This window comes from Psychrobacter sp. Marseille-P5312, assembly GCF_900291405.1.
GTDB lineage: Bacteria > Pseudomonadota > Gammaproteobacteria > Pseudomonadales > Moraxellaceae > Psychrobacter > Psychrobacter celer.
Genome location: NZ_OLML01000001.1, coordinates 432547 through 451529 on the forward strand (window position 1 = coordinate 432547; position 18983 = coordinate 451529).

General features: G+C 48.3%; 16 protein-coding genes and 1 pseudogene. 8 read left to right on the forward strand and 9 right to left on the reverse strand.

The features are described from left to right. Positions 1-97 precede the first annotated feature (97 nt). From C6W44_RS01865 to C6W44_RS01895, 6 genes and pseudogenes are all read left to right on the forward strand, one after another. A complete protein-coding gene (locus tag C6W44_RS01865; protein ID WP_105243992.1) occupies positions 98-721 on the forward strand; it encodes a hypothetical protein in 624 nt (207 codons plus the stop codon). Positions 722-762: 41 nt separating this feature from the next. Continuing rightward, positions 763-1377, forward strand: a complete 615-nt coding sequence (locus C6W44_RS01870) for a hypothetical protein (protein ID WP_105243993.1) — start codon at positions 763-765, stop codon at positions 1375-1377. A gap of 577 nt (positions 1378-1954) precedes the next feature. Then, the gene (locus C6W44_RS01875; protein WP_105243994.1) at positions 1955-2395 is read left to right on the forward strand and encodes a transposase family protein; all 441 of its coding nucleotides are present in this window, start codon (positions 1955-1957) and stop codon (positions 2393-2395) included. 8 nt (positions 2396-2403) lie between these two features. Further along, a pseudogene (locus C6W44_RS01880) lies at positions 2404-2787 on the forward strand (transposase family protein); the annotation flags it as partial. Positions 2788-3298: 511 nt separating this feature from the next. After that, complete coding sequence (locus C6W44_RS01890; protein ID WP_105243996.1) at positions 3299-3952, forward strand: DsbA family oxidoreductase; 654 nt, start codon at positions 3299-3301, stop codon at positions 3950-3952. Between the two features lie 31 nt (positions 3953-3983). Then, a complete protein-coding gene (locus tag C6W44_RS01895) occupies positions 3984-4679 on the forward strand; it encodes a haloacid dehalogenase type II (RefSeq protein ID WP_105243997.1) in 696 nt (231 codons plus the stop codon). Between the two features lie 88 nt (positions 4680-4767). On the opposite strand, the gene C6W44_RS01900 is transcribed toward C6W44_RS01895, so the two are convergent. After that, positions 4768-5898, reverse strand: a complete 1131-nt coding sequence (locus C6W44_RS01900) for an S-(hydroxymethyl)glutathione dehydrogenase/class III alcohol dehydrogenase (protein ID WP_105243998.1) — start codon at positions 5896-5898, stop codon at positions 4768-4770. A gap of 200 nt (positions 5899-6098) precedes the next feature. Here C6W44_RS01900 and C6W44_RS01905 point away from each other — a divergent pair, with 200 nt between their 5' ends. Then, positions 6099-7013, forward strand: coding sequence for a LysR family transcriptional regulator (locus C6W44_RS01905; RefSeq protein ID WP_105243999.1), 915 nt, complete (start codon positions 6099-6101; stop codon positions 7011-7013). Between the two features lie 284 nt (positions 7014-7297). On the opposite strand, the gene C6W44_RS01910 is transcribed toward C6W44_RS01905, so the two are convergent. From C6W44_RS01910 to epmB, 8 genes are all read right to left on the reverse strand, one after another. Beyond that, positions 7298-7588, reverse strand: coding sequence for a DUF4031 domain-containing protein (locus C6W44_RS01910; RefSeq protein WP_105244000.1), 291 nt, complete (start codon positions 7586-7588; stop codon positions 7298-7300). A gap of 68 nt (positions 7589-7656) precedes the next feature. Beyond that, positions 7657-9966 (reverse strand): transglutaminaseTgpA domain-containing protein, encoded by a 2310-nt coding sequence (locus tag C6W44_RS01915; RefSeq protein ID WP_105244001.1) that lies wholly within the window; start codon positions 9964-9966, stop codon positions 7657-7659. Continuing rightward, a complete protein-coding gene (locus C6W44_RS01920; RefSeq protein WP_105244002.1) occupies positions 9963-11024 on the reverse strand; it encodes a hypothetical protein in 1062 nt (353 codons plus the stop codon). The genes C6W44_RS01915 and C6W44_RS01920 overlap by 4 nt, the downstream gene beginning before the upstream one ends. An 84-nt stretch (positions 11025-11108) precedes the next feature. After that, entirely contained in the window at positions 11109-12137 is a 1029-nt protein-coding gene (locus tag C6W44_RS01925) for an AAA family ATPase (protein ID WP_105244003.1), read from the reverse strand. Positions 12138-12185: 48 nt separating this feature from the next. Then, the gene (locus tag C6W44_RS01930; protein WP_105244004.1) at positions 12186-12644 is read right to left on the reverse strand and encodes a c-type cytochrome; all 459 of its coding nucleotides are present in this window, start codon (positions 12642-12644) and stop codon (positions 12186-12188) included. A gap of 56 nt (positions 12645-12700) precedes the next feature. Then, entirely contained in the window at positions 12701-14785 is a 2085-nt protein-coding gene (locus C6W44_RS01935) for an EAL domain-containing protein (protein ID WP_105244005.1), read from the reverse strand. A 293-nt stretch (positions 14786-15078) separates the two neighbouring features. Beyond that, positions 15079-16872 (reverse strand): hypothetical protein, encoded by a 1794-nt coding sequence (locus tag C6W44_RS01940; protein ID WP_105244006.1) that lies wholly within the window; start codon positions 16870-16872, stop codon positions 15079-15081. Positions 16873-17165: 293 nt separating this feature from the next. Next, on the reverse strand, positions 17166-18173 hold the full coding sequence (gene epmB / locus C6W44_RS01945) for an EF-P beta-lysylation protein EpmB (RefSeq protein ID WP_105244007.1): 1008 nt from the start codon (positions 18171-18173) through the stop codon (positions 17166-17168). Between the two features lie 194 nt (positions 18174-18367). Here epmB and efp point away from each other — a divergent pair, with 194 nt between their 5' ends. Continuing rightward, complete coding sequence (gene efp, locus C6W44_RS01950) at positions 18368-18940, forward strand: elongation factor P (protein WP_105244008.1); 573 nt, start codon at positions 18368-18370, stop codon at positions 18938-18940. The last annotated feature ends 43 nt before the right edge of the window (positions 18941-18983 follow it).

The window sequence follows — 18983 nt, forward strand, 5'->3', positions numbered from 1 at the left end:
GATTATTGGGTCATGTCCATACAACGCAACACCATAGGCGCAGCCACTATCAAGGCAAGAATAACCGCAACGAAGATGTGACCTAAAGGATCCTGTTATGTCTGATGTAGATCTGATTAAAGAAGCCGAGACCGAGGCGCGCCGTGCGTTTCGCTTTTACTCACGCAAAGTATTTTTGGCACCTGCCAATCGTCACTTTCATGAGCAGCGTATCAACGCTGCCCTACTGCTGAGCGAAAAAGAGCCGCTACAGGGCGCGGTGGCAGATTTTTTTTATGGCTGCTGGTACGATATTCCTTACGATGTCAATAACCTATTTACCCGTATTAAAGACCGTCTGTACCCTCATGTTGCACAAGGCTTTCGCGACTGCATCGACAAAAAACGCTACATCCAGCGCAACAGTATGCTGGCGACGCGTTGGAGTGTATTGATATCGCCGTCGCTCAATGAGCAAAAACAGCGACTGCGCATCAGTAGCGACGATGCCAAAGAAATCTCCAAAGACATCACCGCCGAGCTGATGCAAGCACGTACCGAGGAGGACTGGGGCACGATTGAACAAATCGAAAACGAGTTTTTTGCCCACTGTATCGCTCGCAATGACCGTCTGGCTTTTTCTTTGGTTTGGTTTCGCTTAGGCAAAAGCGACTGGCACTTTGATGAGCGCTGGAACAACTGCCAACAACGTCTTGACCAAACCAAAACCATCAAAACTTAACTTATCGCCTGTTTTATAACTTCATCACAATGGTAGCCGCTATGTCCTCTTACTTAAATGCTGATAAAACCTATCTTACCCTAACCCCAGCCGGTATTTTTGAGGCATTTTCCCAAAGCGAACCTACAGAGGAGCAGCTATCGTTACAAGACTTACTCTCTTATGAGCAAACCCTACTCGCCGCTGATTGGCTAGAGCGCTACTCTGAGACGTGGTTACAGCGCTTTATAGAGGCCGGCTGGATCGAAAAGTTGTCCCTGTTTTTGCCCGCGCCCAACTTACCATTGGATCAGTTTTTGCCTTATGTCGTCGCAAGTCTATCTGGTAAGCGCCGTGCCGCTATCGGCTCTGATGAGGGCTTTTGTCTGGCGCGCATCGGCTATAACCAAGAAGAAGCGGATATGCTGAGTGTTGCGGCGGCTGACTTTTCAGGCTTTATGCTGCGCCAAAAACAACGCGGCTGGGCAGTAGAAAGCCAAGCAATTTCGTTTTTTCAGCAGGTTGACTTGTTGATTCCTGAGACCAGTTTTGTGTTTTTGTGGATTGATGGCTCAGGATATGTGCTGATCATCGATGGCGAGCCGCTCACCAATAGCCGCGCTTTTGTAGAGCTGGTTTGGGCACTCAAAACCTCTGGACTCCGATTTTTAAATTAAGCATCTATGGCGTACTTTCTCATAACTCGTGACGGTCATGACTTTTATAAACATAAACATAAACATAAAAATAGACATGACTGACGTATCATATTCTCATTAAGAGGCACGCATCCCACTTCTATGTTTGCGTTTATAGCAGACAACTTGGTGCGGTGCGCGCTCTTTTTATCCACAACGCCCTCCTTTATCTTTATACCATACCGCCATGCTTTTATATAAGCAACGAGATAGCGGACGGCGGCACACTTCGCAACGATACTACCCTCATACGTAACAGTAGCTGGCACCGTATTGCGTCATACTGACCTTTGACGATGCCAACCTTTACTTGTCTGTTTTTATTGATTTTATTGAACTGACATATAGGCTGTGTTGAATATTTACCAATAACCACTGCTGTGTATGACCCACCATTTATATCAACCAGCTTCCTACACATTACGTCATTGCACAAAAAACCCAGCCTTTGAACGTGGCACTCCTTGCCAAACCTTGCACTCTTGCTTATTAGACCTCTTGCAAAAGTAGTTGTAAGACACAACGTACATTATTGAACTCTACTTACATAATAGATATGCCAAACATAGATAAGCTACTCAAACAAAGTGACGCTGGTTTTAAACGCTACACTGGCATTCATAAAGCCACCTTTTATGACATGCTTGATGCCATGCAAGAGCATGAAGCATCTAAGACCAAATCAGGTAGACCAAGTGTGCTTAGTCTTAAGGAGCAGATACTACTCGCCCTGACTTATTGGCGTGAATACCGCACGCTTTATCATATCAGTATGGACTTTGGTATTCATGAGTCTTCTGCTAGCCGTATCATTCGTAAAGTAGAAGACACACTGATTGACTCTGGCAAGTTTGAATTGCCTAAAAAGCTGCCTAGTCGTGTCGATGAGGACATCAATTGGTCAGTCGTCATTGTCGACGCCACCGAAACCCCAATTGAGCGTCCAAAAAAAACCAAAGCGACTACTACAGCGGCAAGAAAAAACAACACACCCTAAAAGCGCAGGTTATCGTCCATTGGCAAACCGGCTTGATACTTGATGTGCAAACCTGTAAAGGGTCAATCCACGATTTTAAGCTGTATAAAGATACTTGTCCTGATTGGTTACCTGAGAATACTAACTATCTAGCAGACAGTGGTTATCAAGGGTTAGCAAATCTACATAAGCAAACCTTCACACCATTTAAGAAACCTCGTGGTGGTCAGTTATTGGAGATATGCAAACAGGCCAATCACTATCTGGCAAAGTTCCGTATTGTGGTTGAACACAAAATAGGCTTAATAAAGTTGTTTAAAATCGTGGCTCATAAATATCGCAACCGTCGTCAGCGCTATGATCTTAGAATGAAGCTGTTTGCTGGTATCATTAATTCCGAGCTTAACCTATGACTTTTGCAAGAGGTCTATTTTTTAGAACAGTTTATGACTTCGCTGACGACTGTGCGCGTGCGTTATCAAACGATTGAAATCGGCAATACCGACATCCATGTTTGTACGCTACGTGACAATCAACAATTTTAAGCTGACCAATAAAAATGCTGGAGTTTGGTTTTAGCAGTCAGCACGTAAGGCCAGAGGATACCTCTTATCTTGAGCTGCCTTTTAAGGGTCATATTTTGACCTCTGCACGCAAGGCTATGGCATACCCCCTCCTGTATGATGAACGCCTGACGTGATGGCCGCATCTTGCCACTGCTGGCGCGTGATCCAGTGAGCCATTAGGGGTTTGTAAATCCGCTGTGACATTGCTTGGTCAAAAAAACAAACCAAAGTTTATTTAATAATATGATTGCAATCGCAATATCATTCTTCTAGCATGAATTGATAGATAGCAATTGAGCATAAACCTCAAATAGCTTTAAACAATATCAATTATATAAATAATATCAGGCAGATAGATATGAAAAACACCAACACTCCCCTACGTATCGACATCGTCTCAGACGTGGTGTGCCCTTGGTGCGTCGTTGGCTACCGCCAACTGGCCGCAGCGCTTGAGCAAAGCAATACAGACTATGAGATACATTGGCACCCTTTTGAATTAAACCCAAAAATGCCAAAAGAAGGACAAAATATGCGTGAGCACATCATGGAAAAGTATGGCTCAAGTAAGGCAGAATCGGATGCCAGCCGCGCCAGAATAACAGAGGCGGGAAATGAGGTCGGCTTTCAGTTTCACTTCAACGATGACACACGGATGCACAATACCTTTAATGCGCACCAGCTCTTGCACTGGGCCGAAAAACAAGGCCACAGACATGAGTTAAAGCAAGCGCTTTTTGCAGCGCACTTCACGGACAACCGCGATATATCGGATAACGCGGTACTGGCCGATATCGCAGCAGAGGTCGGCTTAGATCGAAGCGAGGCACTGGCGGTCTTAGCAGACCAGCGTTTTGCTCGAGAGATACGCGCAGAAGAGCAGCACTGGCAGCAGCAAGGCATTCAAAGTGTGCCAGCGATGATTTTTAATGAGCGTCATTTGGTAAGCGGCGCGCAAGGGATAGACAATTACCTCAATATCTTAGGGCAATTGGCCAATATGCCCGACTAAACCCTAAGCGTTGTCGATGAAAGGATATCTTATGCACGCTCATCTAACACCCGCGGTTATCGTCTTTGATGTCAACGAGACGCTACTCGACATAACCACTTTAGCGCCGTTATTTGCACGCCTATTCGGTGACGAAAACATGCTCAGAGAGTGGTTTGCCCAGCTGGTGCTATACTCGCAAACCATGACGTTATCGGGGCTGTATACGCCTTTTGGTGAGCTGGGTACCGGCGCATTACAGATGAGCGCTGACATCCACCAAATCACGCTGACAGAGGACGATATCGATGAGTTAAAAGCGCATATGAGCAACATGCCTGCGCACTCTGACGCTGTCCCAGCATTGACCAAACTACGGGAGGCAGGGTTTCGTCTGGTGACGCTGACCAATTCAGCACCCAGCGCCGCCCCTACGCCACTAGAACAGGCAGGATTGAGCGTATTTTTTGAGCAGTCTTTTAGCGTTGAGCAGGCCGCAAAATTCAAGCCGGCGCCTGAAACCTATGAGCTGGTCGCTAATGAACTGGCGGTCCAGACGTCAGATTTATGCCTAGTCGCCTGTCATCTTTGGGATACCATCGGCGCGCAAGCTGCTGGCTGCCAAGGAGCGTTTCTCAAACGTCCTTATAATGCCTTGTTATCCGCCCCCAATGTGCCAACACCGGACTTTATGGCCACAGACTTGACTACGCTTGCAGAGCAAATCATTCATCGCGCGCAAGGCTAATCGCTATGGTTTGTCTTGAGCATAAAAAAATACCGCCCCATAATAGGCGCGGTATTTTCAGCTTATCGTTTGCTGCTTAACTTAATGTTTACTCAGAAAAGTGCACCACCGAACGAATACTCTCACCTTTATGCATCAAATCAAAGGCATCGTTGATGTCTTCTAACGGCATGGTGTGAGTGATGAAGTCTTGTAGCGGAATTTCACCTGCTAGGTAGCGCTCGACGTAGCCGGGCAACTCACTGCGGCCTTTGACCCCGCCAAATGCTGAACCTTTCCAAACACGGCCTGTCACTAGCTGGAATGGACGGGTTGAGATTTCTTGGCCTGCGCCTGCGACCCCGATGATGACCGACTCGCCCCAGCCTTTGTGGCAGCACTCTAGTGCTGAGCGCATGACATCGACATTACCGATACATTCAAACGAATAATCCACGCCGCCGTCGGTCAATTCGACGATGACATCCTGAATGGGCTTGTCATAATTTTTTGGGTTGATGCAATCTGTCGCGCCAAGCTTTTTGGCCAACTCAAACTTGCTCTCGTTGATATCGATAGCGATGATACGGCTGGCGTTGGCCATTTGCGCGCCGATGATAGCGGACAGTCCGATGCCGCCCAGCCCAAAGATAGCAACCGTTGCGCCCTCCTCGACTTTGGCAGTATTCATCACAGCGCCCATGCCCGTGGTCACGCCGCAGCCCAGCAAGCAGACTTCTTCTAATGGCGCTTCTTTATTGACTTTGGCCAATGAAATCTCTGGCAACACCGTGTATTCAGAAAAAGTCGAGCAGCCCATATAATGGTAAATCGGCTTACCATCTTTGTAAAAACGCGTGGTACCATCTGGCATCAGGCCTTTACCTTGGGTTTCGCGTACTGCCGAGCATAGGTTGGTTTTACCTGAACGACACATTTTACAGACGCCACACTCTGCGGTGTACAACGGAATGACATGGTCGCCGACTTGCACGCTGGTCACGCCTTCACCGACTTGCTCGACGATACCGCCACCTTCGTGACCCAAAATCGCAGGAAACACGCCTTCTGGGTCTTCACCAGATAAGGTGAACGCATCGGTATGGCAAACGCCGCTGGCGACAATCTTTACCAGCACTTCACCTTTTTTGGGCAGCATTACATCGACTTCTTCGATAGATAGCGGCTCATTTGGCCCCCACGCGATAGCGGCTTTGGACTTAATAAAATTATCTGACATAGTATTCTCTCTTGTAATCATAAATAAGTGATGGCGTTAATCACGCTCAGACCAATTTAGCTTATAGCGCTTACACTGTAGAGGCAAGCGCTAGTTTGAGTCGTCTATAGGCGTTGGTTTTATATTGTGCATTATAGTTGTTTCTGCTGTGATAACAATGTGTTATATTTGCAAATATCTTTTTCACAGTGGTAATAATCATGCGCTGGGATGGTATTAGTGAGTTTGTCTATGTGGCTGAATACGAGAGCTTTACCCGAGCAGCAAAGGAGCTGGGCATCTCCACCGCGCAGGTCAGTCGGCAGATCAGTGCGTTAGAAAAACGCCTGAATATTAAATTGCTCTATCGTACGACGCGGAAGGTGTCGCTCACAGAAGAAGGGCGGGTGTTTTATCAGCATTGCCGTGGCGTGCTCGATGGCTTGGATGCCGCCGAGCAAGCGGTGAGTAACTTACAATCTAAGCCGCAAGGCAGAATCAAACTCACCGCCCCTGTCACCTATGGCGAGCAGCAACTCTTGCCCCTGATCAATGACTTTATGGTGCAATACCGCGATATCGAAGTGACGGCCTTTTTGAGCAATCAAAAAATAGATCTAATAGAGGGCGGCTATGATCTAGCGGTGCGTATTGGCAAATTAAGCGACTCAACCATGATGGCAAAAAAACTCAGTCGCCGTACCAACTTTGTCTGCGCTGCACCTGCTTACCTCAAAAGATATGGTACACCGCACACACTGTCTGATCTGCACAAACATAACTGCCTACTTGGTACACGTGATTATTGGCACTTTATCGAAAATAATAAACAGGCTAACAAGGCAGTGGGTCAGCAAGCGCACAAACCAACGGACACAGAAAAAAACCTACGCGTCTCAGGCAGCGTGCAATACAACAGCGGTCATAGCTTAGTGGATGCAGCATTAAAGGGTCTAGGTATCGTGCAGCTGCCTGATTATTATGTGCAGCAATATCTGGCCTCAGGGGCATTGATCAGCGTACTGGATAACTATAGAGAGCCTGAAGAAAGCATTTGGGCGATTTATCCGCACAATCGTCATTTATCGCCAAAGATTCGCTTGCTGGTGGATTATCTGGCAGCGCGTCTGGCATAGTTGGCGCTCTTACATCATCGCTGATAAGATCTAGTTGTCACGCGCGCCTTTACTATGCATGGTTTATTACGCACAATGCTATAAAGCATCGCGCTTTTATATACAAAGAGTACTTATATAGTGAGTTCAGTATAAAAACGATACAGTGAGACTGGGATAAATTTTACGCAGCATCGAGCGGCGCAGGCACAGCACGCAAGGAAAATTTATACCAGTTCCACGTTGACATATAAGGTAGGCTGCAAACGCATGACCCACCTTTTTTCTGCTTTGAAAGAATGCGCTTATTCGCAGCCCTCAGCGCGTGCGATTTGCTCATGTAACTCTATTTTTAGCTTCTTTGCACATTCAATAATCTTTTTTCGATTGGCAGGTATAGCGCCATATTCAATCGCCTTTTTGCGCATTTGTACTGTCACATCATAGTGCGGATAGCTGGCGTCTCGGTGAAACAACCGCGTATCTATCTCAATCAAGGCGGCAAACTCATGGAGCTCTTGCAGGCTATCTGCCAGCATGTGGCACCATTTATAGCCTTTAAATTCTATCTGCATAAAATCGACATATATCGCCATAGAGTCGCCTCGTGTATTATCAATAGCTATTTTATCATGTGCTAAACAACGCTTTCACAAAACAGCCATTAGAACAATTCACGTGCATCTTTCTTAAGCTGCTTTAGGATAGTTTGGTACTCGCTATCATTGGTTTCAAGGCTGCTTAGACGTCCATAACGCAGCTGCCGATAGTTCTGCCTCATTTGCAAGATTTTTGCTTGTACAATCTCTGAATGCCCGCTATCTGTTAGCTTACTCACTTTACTGCTCTTATTACTACTTTTAGCATTGGTATCGGCGTCGATATCAGTATTTGAATCATTTTCTCGGCCATCAACCGCTATTGCCAAGCGCTCAAGCCAAGCCAGCTGCCCTTCACTCTCTTGACGAGCCAACTCTTTATCACTTTTACCAATACGTTTTGATAACTGTGCAAGTGGTAGGTCTGCTGGATGCCAACGCTTACGGCGACGTTGCCAAATGACTAAGATGACTATAGCCATCACCATGATAGCACTGACCGTTAGCCATATAATCTGCTGCATGATTGAGCGGATGTTAAACCAGTTGAGTAGCGAGTCGGCTTGCTTGTCCTGATCGTAACCAACGACATCTTTTTGCCAATAGTAACTGGCTTGATCGGAGAGGCGGCGTAAGGTTTGTAGCATTTGATACTGCTGATAGCTGATTTGTGCCCCAGCGCCATCACCGAACATCGCCGCGCCTTGCGACTGCGTCAGTGCCTCCATACCCTGCTCGACACGCTCAGGCGCTACAAAAGCCGTCGGATCGACACGTAGCCAGCCTTGACCTTCAAGCCAAACCTCCGTCCAAGCGTGCGCATCCTTTTGCCGTACTTCCCAGACATCGCCACCGCGGCTGGGCTCGCCGCCTTGATAGCCCGCCACGACGCGTGCTGGAATGCCAGCGGCGCGCATCATAAAGGTAAAGCTGGAAGCATAATGCTCACAAAACCCCGCTTTGGTCTCAAATAAAAACTCATCAATACGGTTATTATTCAGTCGTGGCGGAGACAGTGTATAACGAAAGTCCGTTTGGTTAATCCAGCGCTCCAGCGCCTGCATATAGCGCACAGGGTCTGAACCTGACTGAGCGAATAACTGCTGCGCCAATGTTCGCGCTTGCAGGTTGCCGTCAGCTGGCAGTGTAAGATTGAGACGGCGTGATTCATCAGAGAGAACAGGATCGATACGCATCGGTGCAAACTGCAATACCTCGTAGCGCAGCTGCTGAGTCACCGGCTGATCTTTTAATAAAGTAAAGTCTGAGGTGATTTTGACGTCTTGGCGCTGCGTAAACGGATAATCAAGCCCAAACAGCCAGCTTTGCTGCGTTGGCTCTAGGATAATCTCATAGTTGGTCGGCGCAACTTTCGCTTCATCAGGGATAGTTGCAAAGGCATTCTCAATCCAAGCAGGCGTTTGCGGTGCAGGCCGCCACTCTTGTTGCTGAGGGCTAGGACGCCACGTGACCCCATCAAACTCACTAAAGACCAAGCCGCGCCAATAGAGCTGCTGCTGCGGGGGACGATTGTCTGCAAACTCTACCCGAAATGCAAGCTCGGTCGATTGTCCCAAATCGGCAAAATCACCGGGTGACATACTATCAGAGACACCCGTGGTCGCTTGCTGACCTGAGAGCTGCACTGACCATAGCGGTGGCAGGCGCGGGAAAAACAAAAACAGCACGACCAATAACGGCAATGCGCCAATACCCAGTACACCTAAAGTACGCAAGCGACCATCACCGCGCGTATTGCCGTCGTCATTTAGCGCAATAAAGGCCAGCAGCACCGTCACTGCCCCCACGATTACCTCAAACGTCGTGACCAAGCCCTGGTCCATCAAAAACAGCGCAGCGAGGACAAATAGCGATAAATTTAATACCACATAGGCATCACGGCGCTTATAGAGCTCCCACAGCTTGCTAATCAAGCATAGCACCAAAAACGCCACACCCATATCGAGGCCGAAAGCGGTGTGATAAGTCAGCCATAGCCCTGCCAGCCCTAACAAAAACCCGAGCATCTGCATGCCCTGATAGACGCGTTTTAGATACGCTGTTTTTCTAAATCGCACTTTCACACGCGGCAGCTGAGCAATAATACTGACCACCGCAAACCCCATTAGCCATAACGGCAAGTGCGCTGCATGCGGTAAGATAGTGACCACTTGGGCGATCAACACCCAATAATAGGCAGGCAAAGCAAAAAATTTGGCATATCCGCTTGGCTTTTCGCCATGCACTATCTGTGCGCTGCAATGATCACCCAAGGCCAACTGCTCAAAGCTGGCAGCGTTTATAGCGTCTGCTTTATCAAAGCGACTCGATGACGCTATCGTTTTTTTTGATAGAGGCTGCTTAGAGTTATTCATGGCGCTTTTGCCAACCTTAGCAAGCACGCTTGTACAAAGCTGTCACCTGCCCCCGTCGCCGCGCCGGCAGGCTTATCTTGCGGTAGTTGCATCGTAAAGGGTACGCCCAGCTCACCCAAAGTCTGTACGCCATAAGCCAGCTGTGCCAGTTTTTGTTCATGATGCGCGGCTGGCATATCGGCATAATCCAACGTTTGCTCATGACCGACCGGATCGGCAAAATGCTTGGTAAACATGCCTTGACCTCGTGCCACATGCCCCCACGACACACGGGCCAGCGACTCACCTTCGATATAGTTGTCGAGCCGCTCAAAATCATCTTGACCTTGCTGATATTGCCCGCCTGTTGGCAGATCTTCTTCATTGGCTAGCGCATACTGTGCTTGCCAATCAAAAGCCTCAGGTTTGGGATACACCCAAGCGCGACGGGCAAAATACACATAAGACCATGCGCGCATAATGCCGAGCGGGTAGACGGTTTTGATGGTTAGTCTGGGGAGCACCAGCAGGCCACGGCTGTGCGTTTGTACTGGCAGGCGAATGGTTTGCTCGCCTTGCAGTCGTGTCACTAGTATCGACTCTTGGGTACTAGCGCTATTTTTGATTTTCTTATTGGCTTTTTTATCTATCTTGCTATTAGCCTTACTATTCGCTTGGCCGTCAGCCTGATCAAAGCCAAATAATAGCTGCCGTCTTGGTTGGCGGCTCTCACTAATCAGCTTTAAGGTCACCCAAACAGGCGCACCTGCCTCTGCCATAGTGACATCTATCAATTGCACCTTGAGACCTGAGATATGGGCAAAGGTCACATGAAAGCTGATCAGCCAAACGCTAACCAAATAAAAGCACAAACCCAGCACCAAGTTGTTGCCATAATTGATGCCAGCGATAAAAGTGATGATTAACAAAACGGCAAACAGCAGGCCTTCACGGCTAAAAAAGATATAGACATTACGCAGCGTGAGGGTGGCGCTATCGCTTTTGGGCGCACGCGCGGCAAACCAGCGGCGTAGTGCAGAGTCCGCTGGTACAGTAAAGGCATTTGGCAACAGACTCATAACGACCCTATCCTCAACATTAATAGTCTTATCGCTAATAAACGAGCAGCTTTAGAAGTGAATCTATTATAAGTAAACAGACGGTCAAACAATAACAGCCACTTCTGCCAAAATACGTTGGGCGATGGTCTGCGTCGCTTGTCCACCAGTCACATGCGCGGGTACAAAACGCTGACCGAGGCGATGATCGGTGACGGCAGCAAACACCGCTTGGATATCCTCTGGTGCCACCTCCTGATGCCCCGATACATACGCATAAGCCTGCGCCGCACGCTGTAGCGACAGTACCCCTCGCGGCGACAAACCATGGTACTCCGAGCTGGCGCGTGTCTTTGCAACCAGCCGCTGTAGATAGTCCAAGACCACATCGGCGACATATACTTGCTTGACGCCCTGCTGCGCCAATAATACCGCCTCGGTATCAAGTACAGCAGACAAGCCTTTGAGTAGCTCGCGGCGATCTTGACCTTGCAAAAGCTCACGCTCAGCGGCAGGCGATGGGTAGCCAAGCGATATACACAGCAAAAACCTGTCGAGCTGCGACTCAGGCAGTGGATAGACGCCTGCTTGCTGCAATGGGTTTTGGGTGGCAATGACGAAAAACGGCTGCGGCAGCGCATAGGTTTGCCCATCTTGCGTCACTTGCCGCTCCTCCATGGCCTCTAGCAGCGCGCTTTGGGTTTTGGGACTAGAGCGGTTGATCTCATCCGCAAGTAACAACTGCGTAAAGATCGGCCCGGGCCGAAATTCAAAGCGCTGGTTTTTTTGCTCAAAGATACTCATGCCCAAAATATCAGCGGGCAGCATGTCATTGGTAAACTGCACACGATTAAAGCTCAGGCCAAGCAGCTGGGCTAGCCCTTGTGCCAATGTGGTCTTGCCCATACCAGGCAGGTCTTGTAGCAATAAATGACCACCCGCCAATATACCACTGAGCGCCAGCTTAATCGCCTGCGGCTTATCTAAAACGATGTGGTTTAGTTGCCCAAGCAGCTGAGCTATTTTTTGCTGATTGTGCTGATAGTCAGCGGCATTCAAGGCCGCCGTATCTGCCAGCTGCGTGTCTGGCTGAGAGGTGGTGCTAGAAGCGGGGTCGATCGCGGCATGGCTCATAGTCAGTTATTGGCTCATTTTGGAAGAATAAACATAATAAGTCTGCGATCAAATACCATCATCGGTCGCAGGCGGCGCCGCCCTTAGGGTTGACAGATAAGCAATCACATCTGCTCGCTCTTTTGCATCCGGCATCGGGTCTGAGAGCATTTTTGAGTCTGGCATACTCTTTTGCGCATCGGCGATATAAGGGTCTAGTGTCTGTGCATCCCACACCCAGCCTGATGCCTTTAATCCTTCACTATAAGTATAATCCTCGAGAGCAGCGGCAGGCGCGCCGTAGATATTCATCAGCTGCGGGCCTTTTTTGTTTAGCCCTGCATTTAGCTGATGGCACTGACCGCAGGCATCTTGATAAATGATCGCACCGTTGTCGGCATCGCCCTCAGTATATAGCGGCAATGTCACGGGGTCACGGTGATCAGCAGGCACTTGCTCTCCGCACGCACTGAGCAATAAAACAGCGGCAACAAGGCCGCACAAACGATACTGACGAATCATAAACATGTTTGACAATCTTCAGTTAAAAGGTATGACAGTTAAAAACAGGATGAGGCATGACGTTATGAGACTTTTATGGTCTCACTCGGAGCTTCTAGATAGTATCCTTGCAAATAGCGTGCGCCCACACTCCACGCCACCGACATCGTCGCGGCATCCTCGATATATGGCATGAGTACGTCAGCATGGACCTCAGACGTACGCACAATCAAAGACTTAACCGTGTTTAGGTTATCCGCAGAATTGATGTCTTGGATATAGCTTCGCGCTAAACGCACCATATCTGGCTGTACAAAGCTGGCGATTTCGATAGACTTAGCAGATGAGCCAAAGTTATTGATACCTAACTGACAGCTGACTTGTGTCAACGCCGAAAACTGGGTTTTGGCGACGGTCAGATAGTCTAAGATATCTTTTTCATTAAACTGCAGTGTCAATACTCCAGCAGCACCGCCGACCGCCTTGATCAACTGACTTGCCACATTTGGCAGTTTCTTGTCGACCAGCGACGCCCCAGTGAGCTGCACCAATAGTCTGGCCTCAGGATGGGTCTTACGGACTTCGTTTATTTTTTTGCAGGCATTGATTAGTACCCAGCGGTCTATTTTTTCTAATAAATTATGCGTCTTGGCGACAGCCATGAACTGATCAGGGGTGAGTACGGTATTGTCAGCGTCTGCCAGCGGTAAGCGCAGATACACCTCAAAAAAGTCGCTACGGTCTTTGTTGATGTCATATATGGGCTGAAATGACAGCTCAAAACGATTGTTGGTAATGGCATCGACCAAAGACTCAGCCAGTGCATGATCATCACTATTGGCATGCTCACTTGGGTCATACAAGTGGTACGTCCCACCATTATTGGAAGTTTCTATCATGATTTGATTGATGGCATCGATAGCACGCTCGAGCAGTACATTGGGCTCTGCAGCATTTTTCTCTATCTTCACGATACCAATACTGACGGTGGTACTGGTGGTACGCTTATCAACTTCGATAAACATCTCACTAATGCGTGTGACAATGTGCTGTGCCAAATCTTTTAGCTCGCTGGCGCTTTTGTCTTCGACAAGCACCGTAAACACCGTATCACTAAAGCGGCTCACATGCCCATCTTCTATCAGCTCATCTAACATATAGGCGACTTGCTTGACTGTCGCATCGACCCCTTGTAGGCCCAAACTGCTTTTTATTTTACCCACATTATCGAGCTGAATATACAAAAGCCCTGCTGTCAGTAGCCCTTGTCGTGCCTGCTCGTACACCAGCGCCATTTGTTTTTCAAAACCATGACGGTTGTCGATACCAGTCAGTTTATCTTTACGCTCAGCCTCCGCTAAGCGCTTGGCCACCTCAGCGCTGTTATTGGTGTTTTGCTGAATGATAACTTGGGTGACAGGCTCACCGTCTAGGGTGGCTGAGGCAAGCTGTAGCTTGGCCTCAAAGGTGCTACCATCGGTACGTTTGCTTTCAAACTCAAACTCCACCTCTTGTCGATTGCCTTTGTCAAACTGCCGCAAAAACTGTTTAAAGCCTTTGACACTATCCCCGCCTGAAATCAAATCAACGACTGGCACGCCGATGGCATCGTTCATGGTTTTAAAGCCAAAAAGCTGCAGATAGGGGTCGTTGGCAAATATATGGATGCCTTGATCGATATAGGCGACCGCGCTTTTGGAGTTTTTAATCAATACGTTCGCGCGTTGCTCCGCCTCAGAGATGACATGGCGTAGCGTCTTTAGCTCACGGCGGCTGCGCAAGTTGTCATGTTGCAAGCAAATAGCCATCACCACTGCCATCTCTTGCTCGGCTTTGAGCGCCTTGACCATTGTACCGCTGACGATAGCTGGCAAGCCGTCGTCATTTTGTGCGGTGGCTGCCGCCTCATCATGAAAAAGACAAATCATCGGCAAATCAATACTTTGCTCTTGCACGATGCCCACCGCTTCGGTGAAGTTCATGTCATAAGCACTGCCAAACACCAATACATCCCATGGCTGACGCAACAGCCTTAGCAGCTCTTCTTTATCGTCCAAAAACCCCAAATTCACACTGTCATAATAAGCGCTCAATAACTGCACAAGTCGCTCAGCATAGAGCTGATCATCATTGATGACTAACAGGTTTAGGATAGACTGAGTGCGCATAAATGGCCTTTTAACCTTATGATCATACGATCGTATTTTATCAGTGATGTTTGATACCTGAGCTTGCTTATTCAGTGCTTGGTCAGCAGATTGGGTATCGCATCAATAGAGTAACAATTTGTACCATTATAGACAATAACTGCACCCCCTGCAGGCGAGTTTCATTAGCGGGAGTTCGCGCAGTATGTTTTGGCACTTATCCATGATTCAAATACAAAAACACAGACTTTCTCGTGTCTACTATAGGCCTGATAAAGCTTGCCTCAAATCAAACAATAGTGCTGGTAGTCAAACTATAAGCGTAGCACTTCATATTGGCTAAACTCATCAGTCATTAATAAGCGTCGTCCCAAACGTAACGGCGTCTGCTGCTGATTGATACGCATGATGACCCGATCATCGACCTGAAAATGGGCAGTTGGGACAATGAGGCTTGCCTCGGTTTGGAGCTGCTCGTCTTTCCCCATGATAAAAGCTGGCACAAAGTGCCGGTCACGCGTGTCATCACCATCGACACGTAGACCGCAAGCCGCTGGATTGTGTCCGAGTACCTGCCACTCAATCTCTGGCGTAGCGCCATCGGCATTGACCCAGCGAGTCAGCCCTATCGAGCAATCAAGGGTAGTCGCAGTCTCAGCACGACATAACAAAAAAAGCCTCATGATCTGTAATGGCACCGGCGCGGCCACGCGCTCATCACGGGTTTTATGACTGGTGTTATGTTGGATATCTGCATCTATAGGTAGAGGACTCAAATCGAGCTGCCCAGTCCGCGTCGGTGGTTGGCGATCTACTGGCATGCTCGCAGGCTCAGTGCGCAGTCGCAAGATGCGAAACAACGATAAGGTATCATCGCCATCAAATGTCTCAGCGTTCAACCGCGTATGAGTGTTGGTGGGCAACTGATGGGTATCATAATGAGGCCGGTATGCCTCTGGCAGCTCGTTTGCTACAATCAATCTGGTGAAGCTGCAGCCCTGACTGACTCGGTAATGCATGTCGTTAAACCCGCCAATCACCACAGCGTCTTGCTTTGAGCTATACTTGGTTGGCAACGTCAGCTGAGGCTGTAGATAGCGATATGTGAGCGTCATGATTACTTTATTGAGCAGCGCACACGCCACCGCCTCCCGGCCTTCTTTTATCAATGCCTGCCTGCGTGCCTGCAGATAGGCAATCATCGGTGTCAGCTCTATAAATAAGCACTCATACCGATCCTCATAAGGATTGATGCATGAATGAGCCGTCAAGTAAGTGGGCGGCTGATTGTCTTTTAAATTGACAAACACTCGGGTTTCGCTCTCAGGCTCTATGGTGGCGAGCAGATGCTCGGCCCACTCAGGTAACAAGCGCTGCACCAACAAGATATTAGGGCGACGCATGGCACGTACGTTCAATAAGCTGTGCAAACATAGCTGACAGTACAGACGGTGAATGCTGTCTGCGCGCTGAGTGAGCGTATGGGCGCTCAGATTCATCAATGTTAGGCGCTGCTGATGAGCAAGATAATACAGCTGATTGATCTTAGACCATAAGTACGATGACGGCTTTTGGTAGCAGAGCGCCGCCTCGCCTAAGAGCTTTTGATACATCAATAGTGACTGATAGATAGCAAGGGCGAGCACGGCTGATGCGCGCTTTTCATGGTTGAAATAACGCTGCCAACCGTTTTTTGTAGCAGATTTATCGGGATGGATGGAGCTTGTCATCTCACGCTGTATGACACCATCATAGATCATGATAATCAAATAATATAACGACCGAACTTGAGCCACGTACGCCATCTGCGCCTCACTAAAGGCAGCAGTCTCATAAATATAGTGTTGGCGCAGCGCCACAATCAATTGCTCAGCGGCCTCGATGACACAAGCGGTGAGCTTAAGGCGCTGCTCCTCCTCCATATCCGCTGCCTGCAAGCCCTTCAAAATCTCTTCTAGCCGCTCAGCTTGCGCCTCATGTGTCTGTGACGGCAGACCGGTCAATAGTGTCTGCAAATAGCGCGCTTCATTATCAACTGAACGCCGTACTGTCGTTGACTGCAGTTTTGTAGCAGACAAATACTCTTGAAACGTCGATAGGGTGATCATCCAGATTCCTAATAACTTTTAATCCTAATAACTTTTCGTGATATCGAATAGTTTAACAGCGAAGCCGTTTTGTCAGACAGGCAAGCAAGAAAAGCTGATGCCAGTTGCACGTTAATATCAGCGTATCGATTTTACTTCGCATGACTATACCTTAATACCATCCTTACCCGCACGCTGGATAAATCCTTTACCAAGCGTCACTATTGATATTGCTTGTTTGGTAGTCAGCAGCTCGCCCACTCTTTACTAGTCATTCTTTGTTTACTAATTTTTAATATAGCATATTTTGCATATCAAGCATCATGGTAAATGTTAACCGGCACTTTAAAGGGTTTATTCGGTAATTCTCTGACCAGTTTGGGTACCAGATACCCTGGCAAAGCCGCCAGCAGCGACCAGTATAGCCTTACAGCGCTGTGCTCATCACTATCAAAATGAGCCGCGCCTGCCACTTTATCCAAAACGTGTAAATAATACGGCAGCACGCCTGCAGCAAACAGGCGCTGACTGAGCTGCGTCTGTATCGCCACGCTATCATTGATGCCTTTTAACAACACCGCTTGGTTGAGTAACGTAATGCCAGAGGCTCTTGCACGCTGTAGATGCTCCGCCGTCAGCGTGTCAATCTCATTGGCATGATTGCAGTGGATGACCATCACAATCTGACAGCGGCTTTTGGCCAGCCTATCTAATAGCGGCGTATCCAAACGCGCAGGAATCACAAGCGGTAAGCGCGTATGCAGACGAACGGTGGTCAGCTGCGGGATGGCCTCAAGCGTCTCCAGCCATGCAAACAGCCGCCTGTTGGTCACATTTAGGGGATCACCGCCACTTAAGATAACCTCATTGATTTCAGGGTGCGCTGTGATATAGTCAATGATATGTGCTTTGGCATCGGCGGTGGGCATGTTGGCACTATAATCAAAGTGCTGACGAAAGCAGTAGCGGCAATGAATCGCACAAGCCCCCGTGATGGTCAGCAGCACTCTTGATTGGTATTTGTGCAGCAGACCTTTGATAGGGTTTTGGTCGTTTTCCGCTAGTGGGTCCGCCACGTAGCCTGTGACTTTTATTTGCTCTTGCTGATCGGGCAAAACTTGTTTGAGCAGCGGATCCTCGGGGTCGCCGACTTTCATTTTTGCAACAAAAGCACGCGGCACACGTAGCGCAAAGTGTTTCGGCACATAGATCTCTGTGCGTAGCGTCTCAAGCTTTAGGATGCTAAGCAATTCATCCACGGATGTAATGGCTTCGGATAATTGCGTTTGCCAGTTTTTTTGTGTGATTAAATGGTTTATCATGACAGCCTATTACCTGTGCCCAAAAGCCGCTATTATACGCCCTTAGTGTCTACCCTATCAAAGTATCCCGCCTAGCCTATTTTGCTAAGTGCGACAGACACAAGTGATGGTATGAGGTTTGGCGCAATAAGCCCTGCAACCACCAGCACATAGCATAGTGATACCCCCTACTTACAAACCCTTAGGAGTCTCTTGTGGCAAGTTTTTCTACCAATGAATTTAAAGCAGGTCTAAAAGTCATGCTGGATGGCAATCCTTGTGCCATTCTTGAAAACGAATTTGTCAAACCGGGTAAAGGTCAAGCCTTTAACCGCGTCAAACTGCGTAACCTTCGTAGTGGTAAAGTGCTTGAGCAAACGTTTAAATCAGGCGAAAGCTTGGAAGCCGCTGACGTAATAGACACTGAAATGAACTATCTATACAACGACGGTGAGTTTTGGCATTTTATGCATCCAGAAACCTTTGAGCAGCTGCAAGCCGACAAAGCGGCCGTTGGTGATGCACCAAAATGGCTAAAGGACAACAGTAATGAGCTTTGTGTCATTACTTTATTTAATGGCGTACCCTTATCCGTCACGCCACCAAACTTTGTCGAATTGCAAATCACAGAGACCGATCCTGGCGTACGCGGCGATACCTCAGGCGGCGGCGGCAAACCTGCCACGCTAGAGACTGGCGCGGTTGTACGTGTACCATTATTTGTCCAGCAGGGCGAAGTGGTCCGTGTGGATACCCGTACTGGTGACTACCAGACCCGTGTCAACTAGTCGACGCTTACTATTTACTGTTTGTTACTGAGTACAAAAAAAG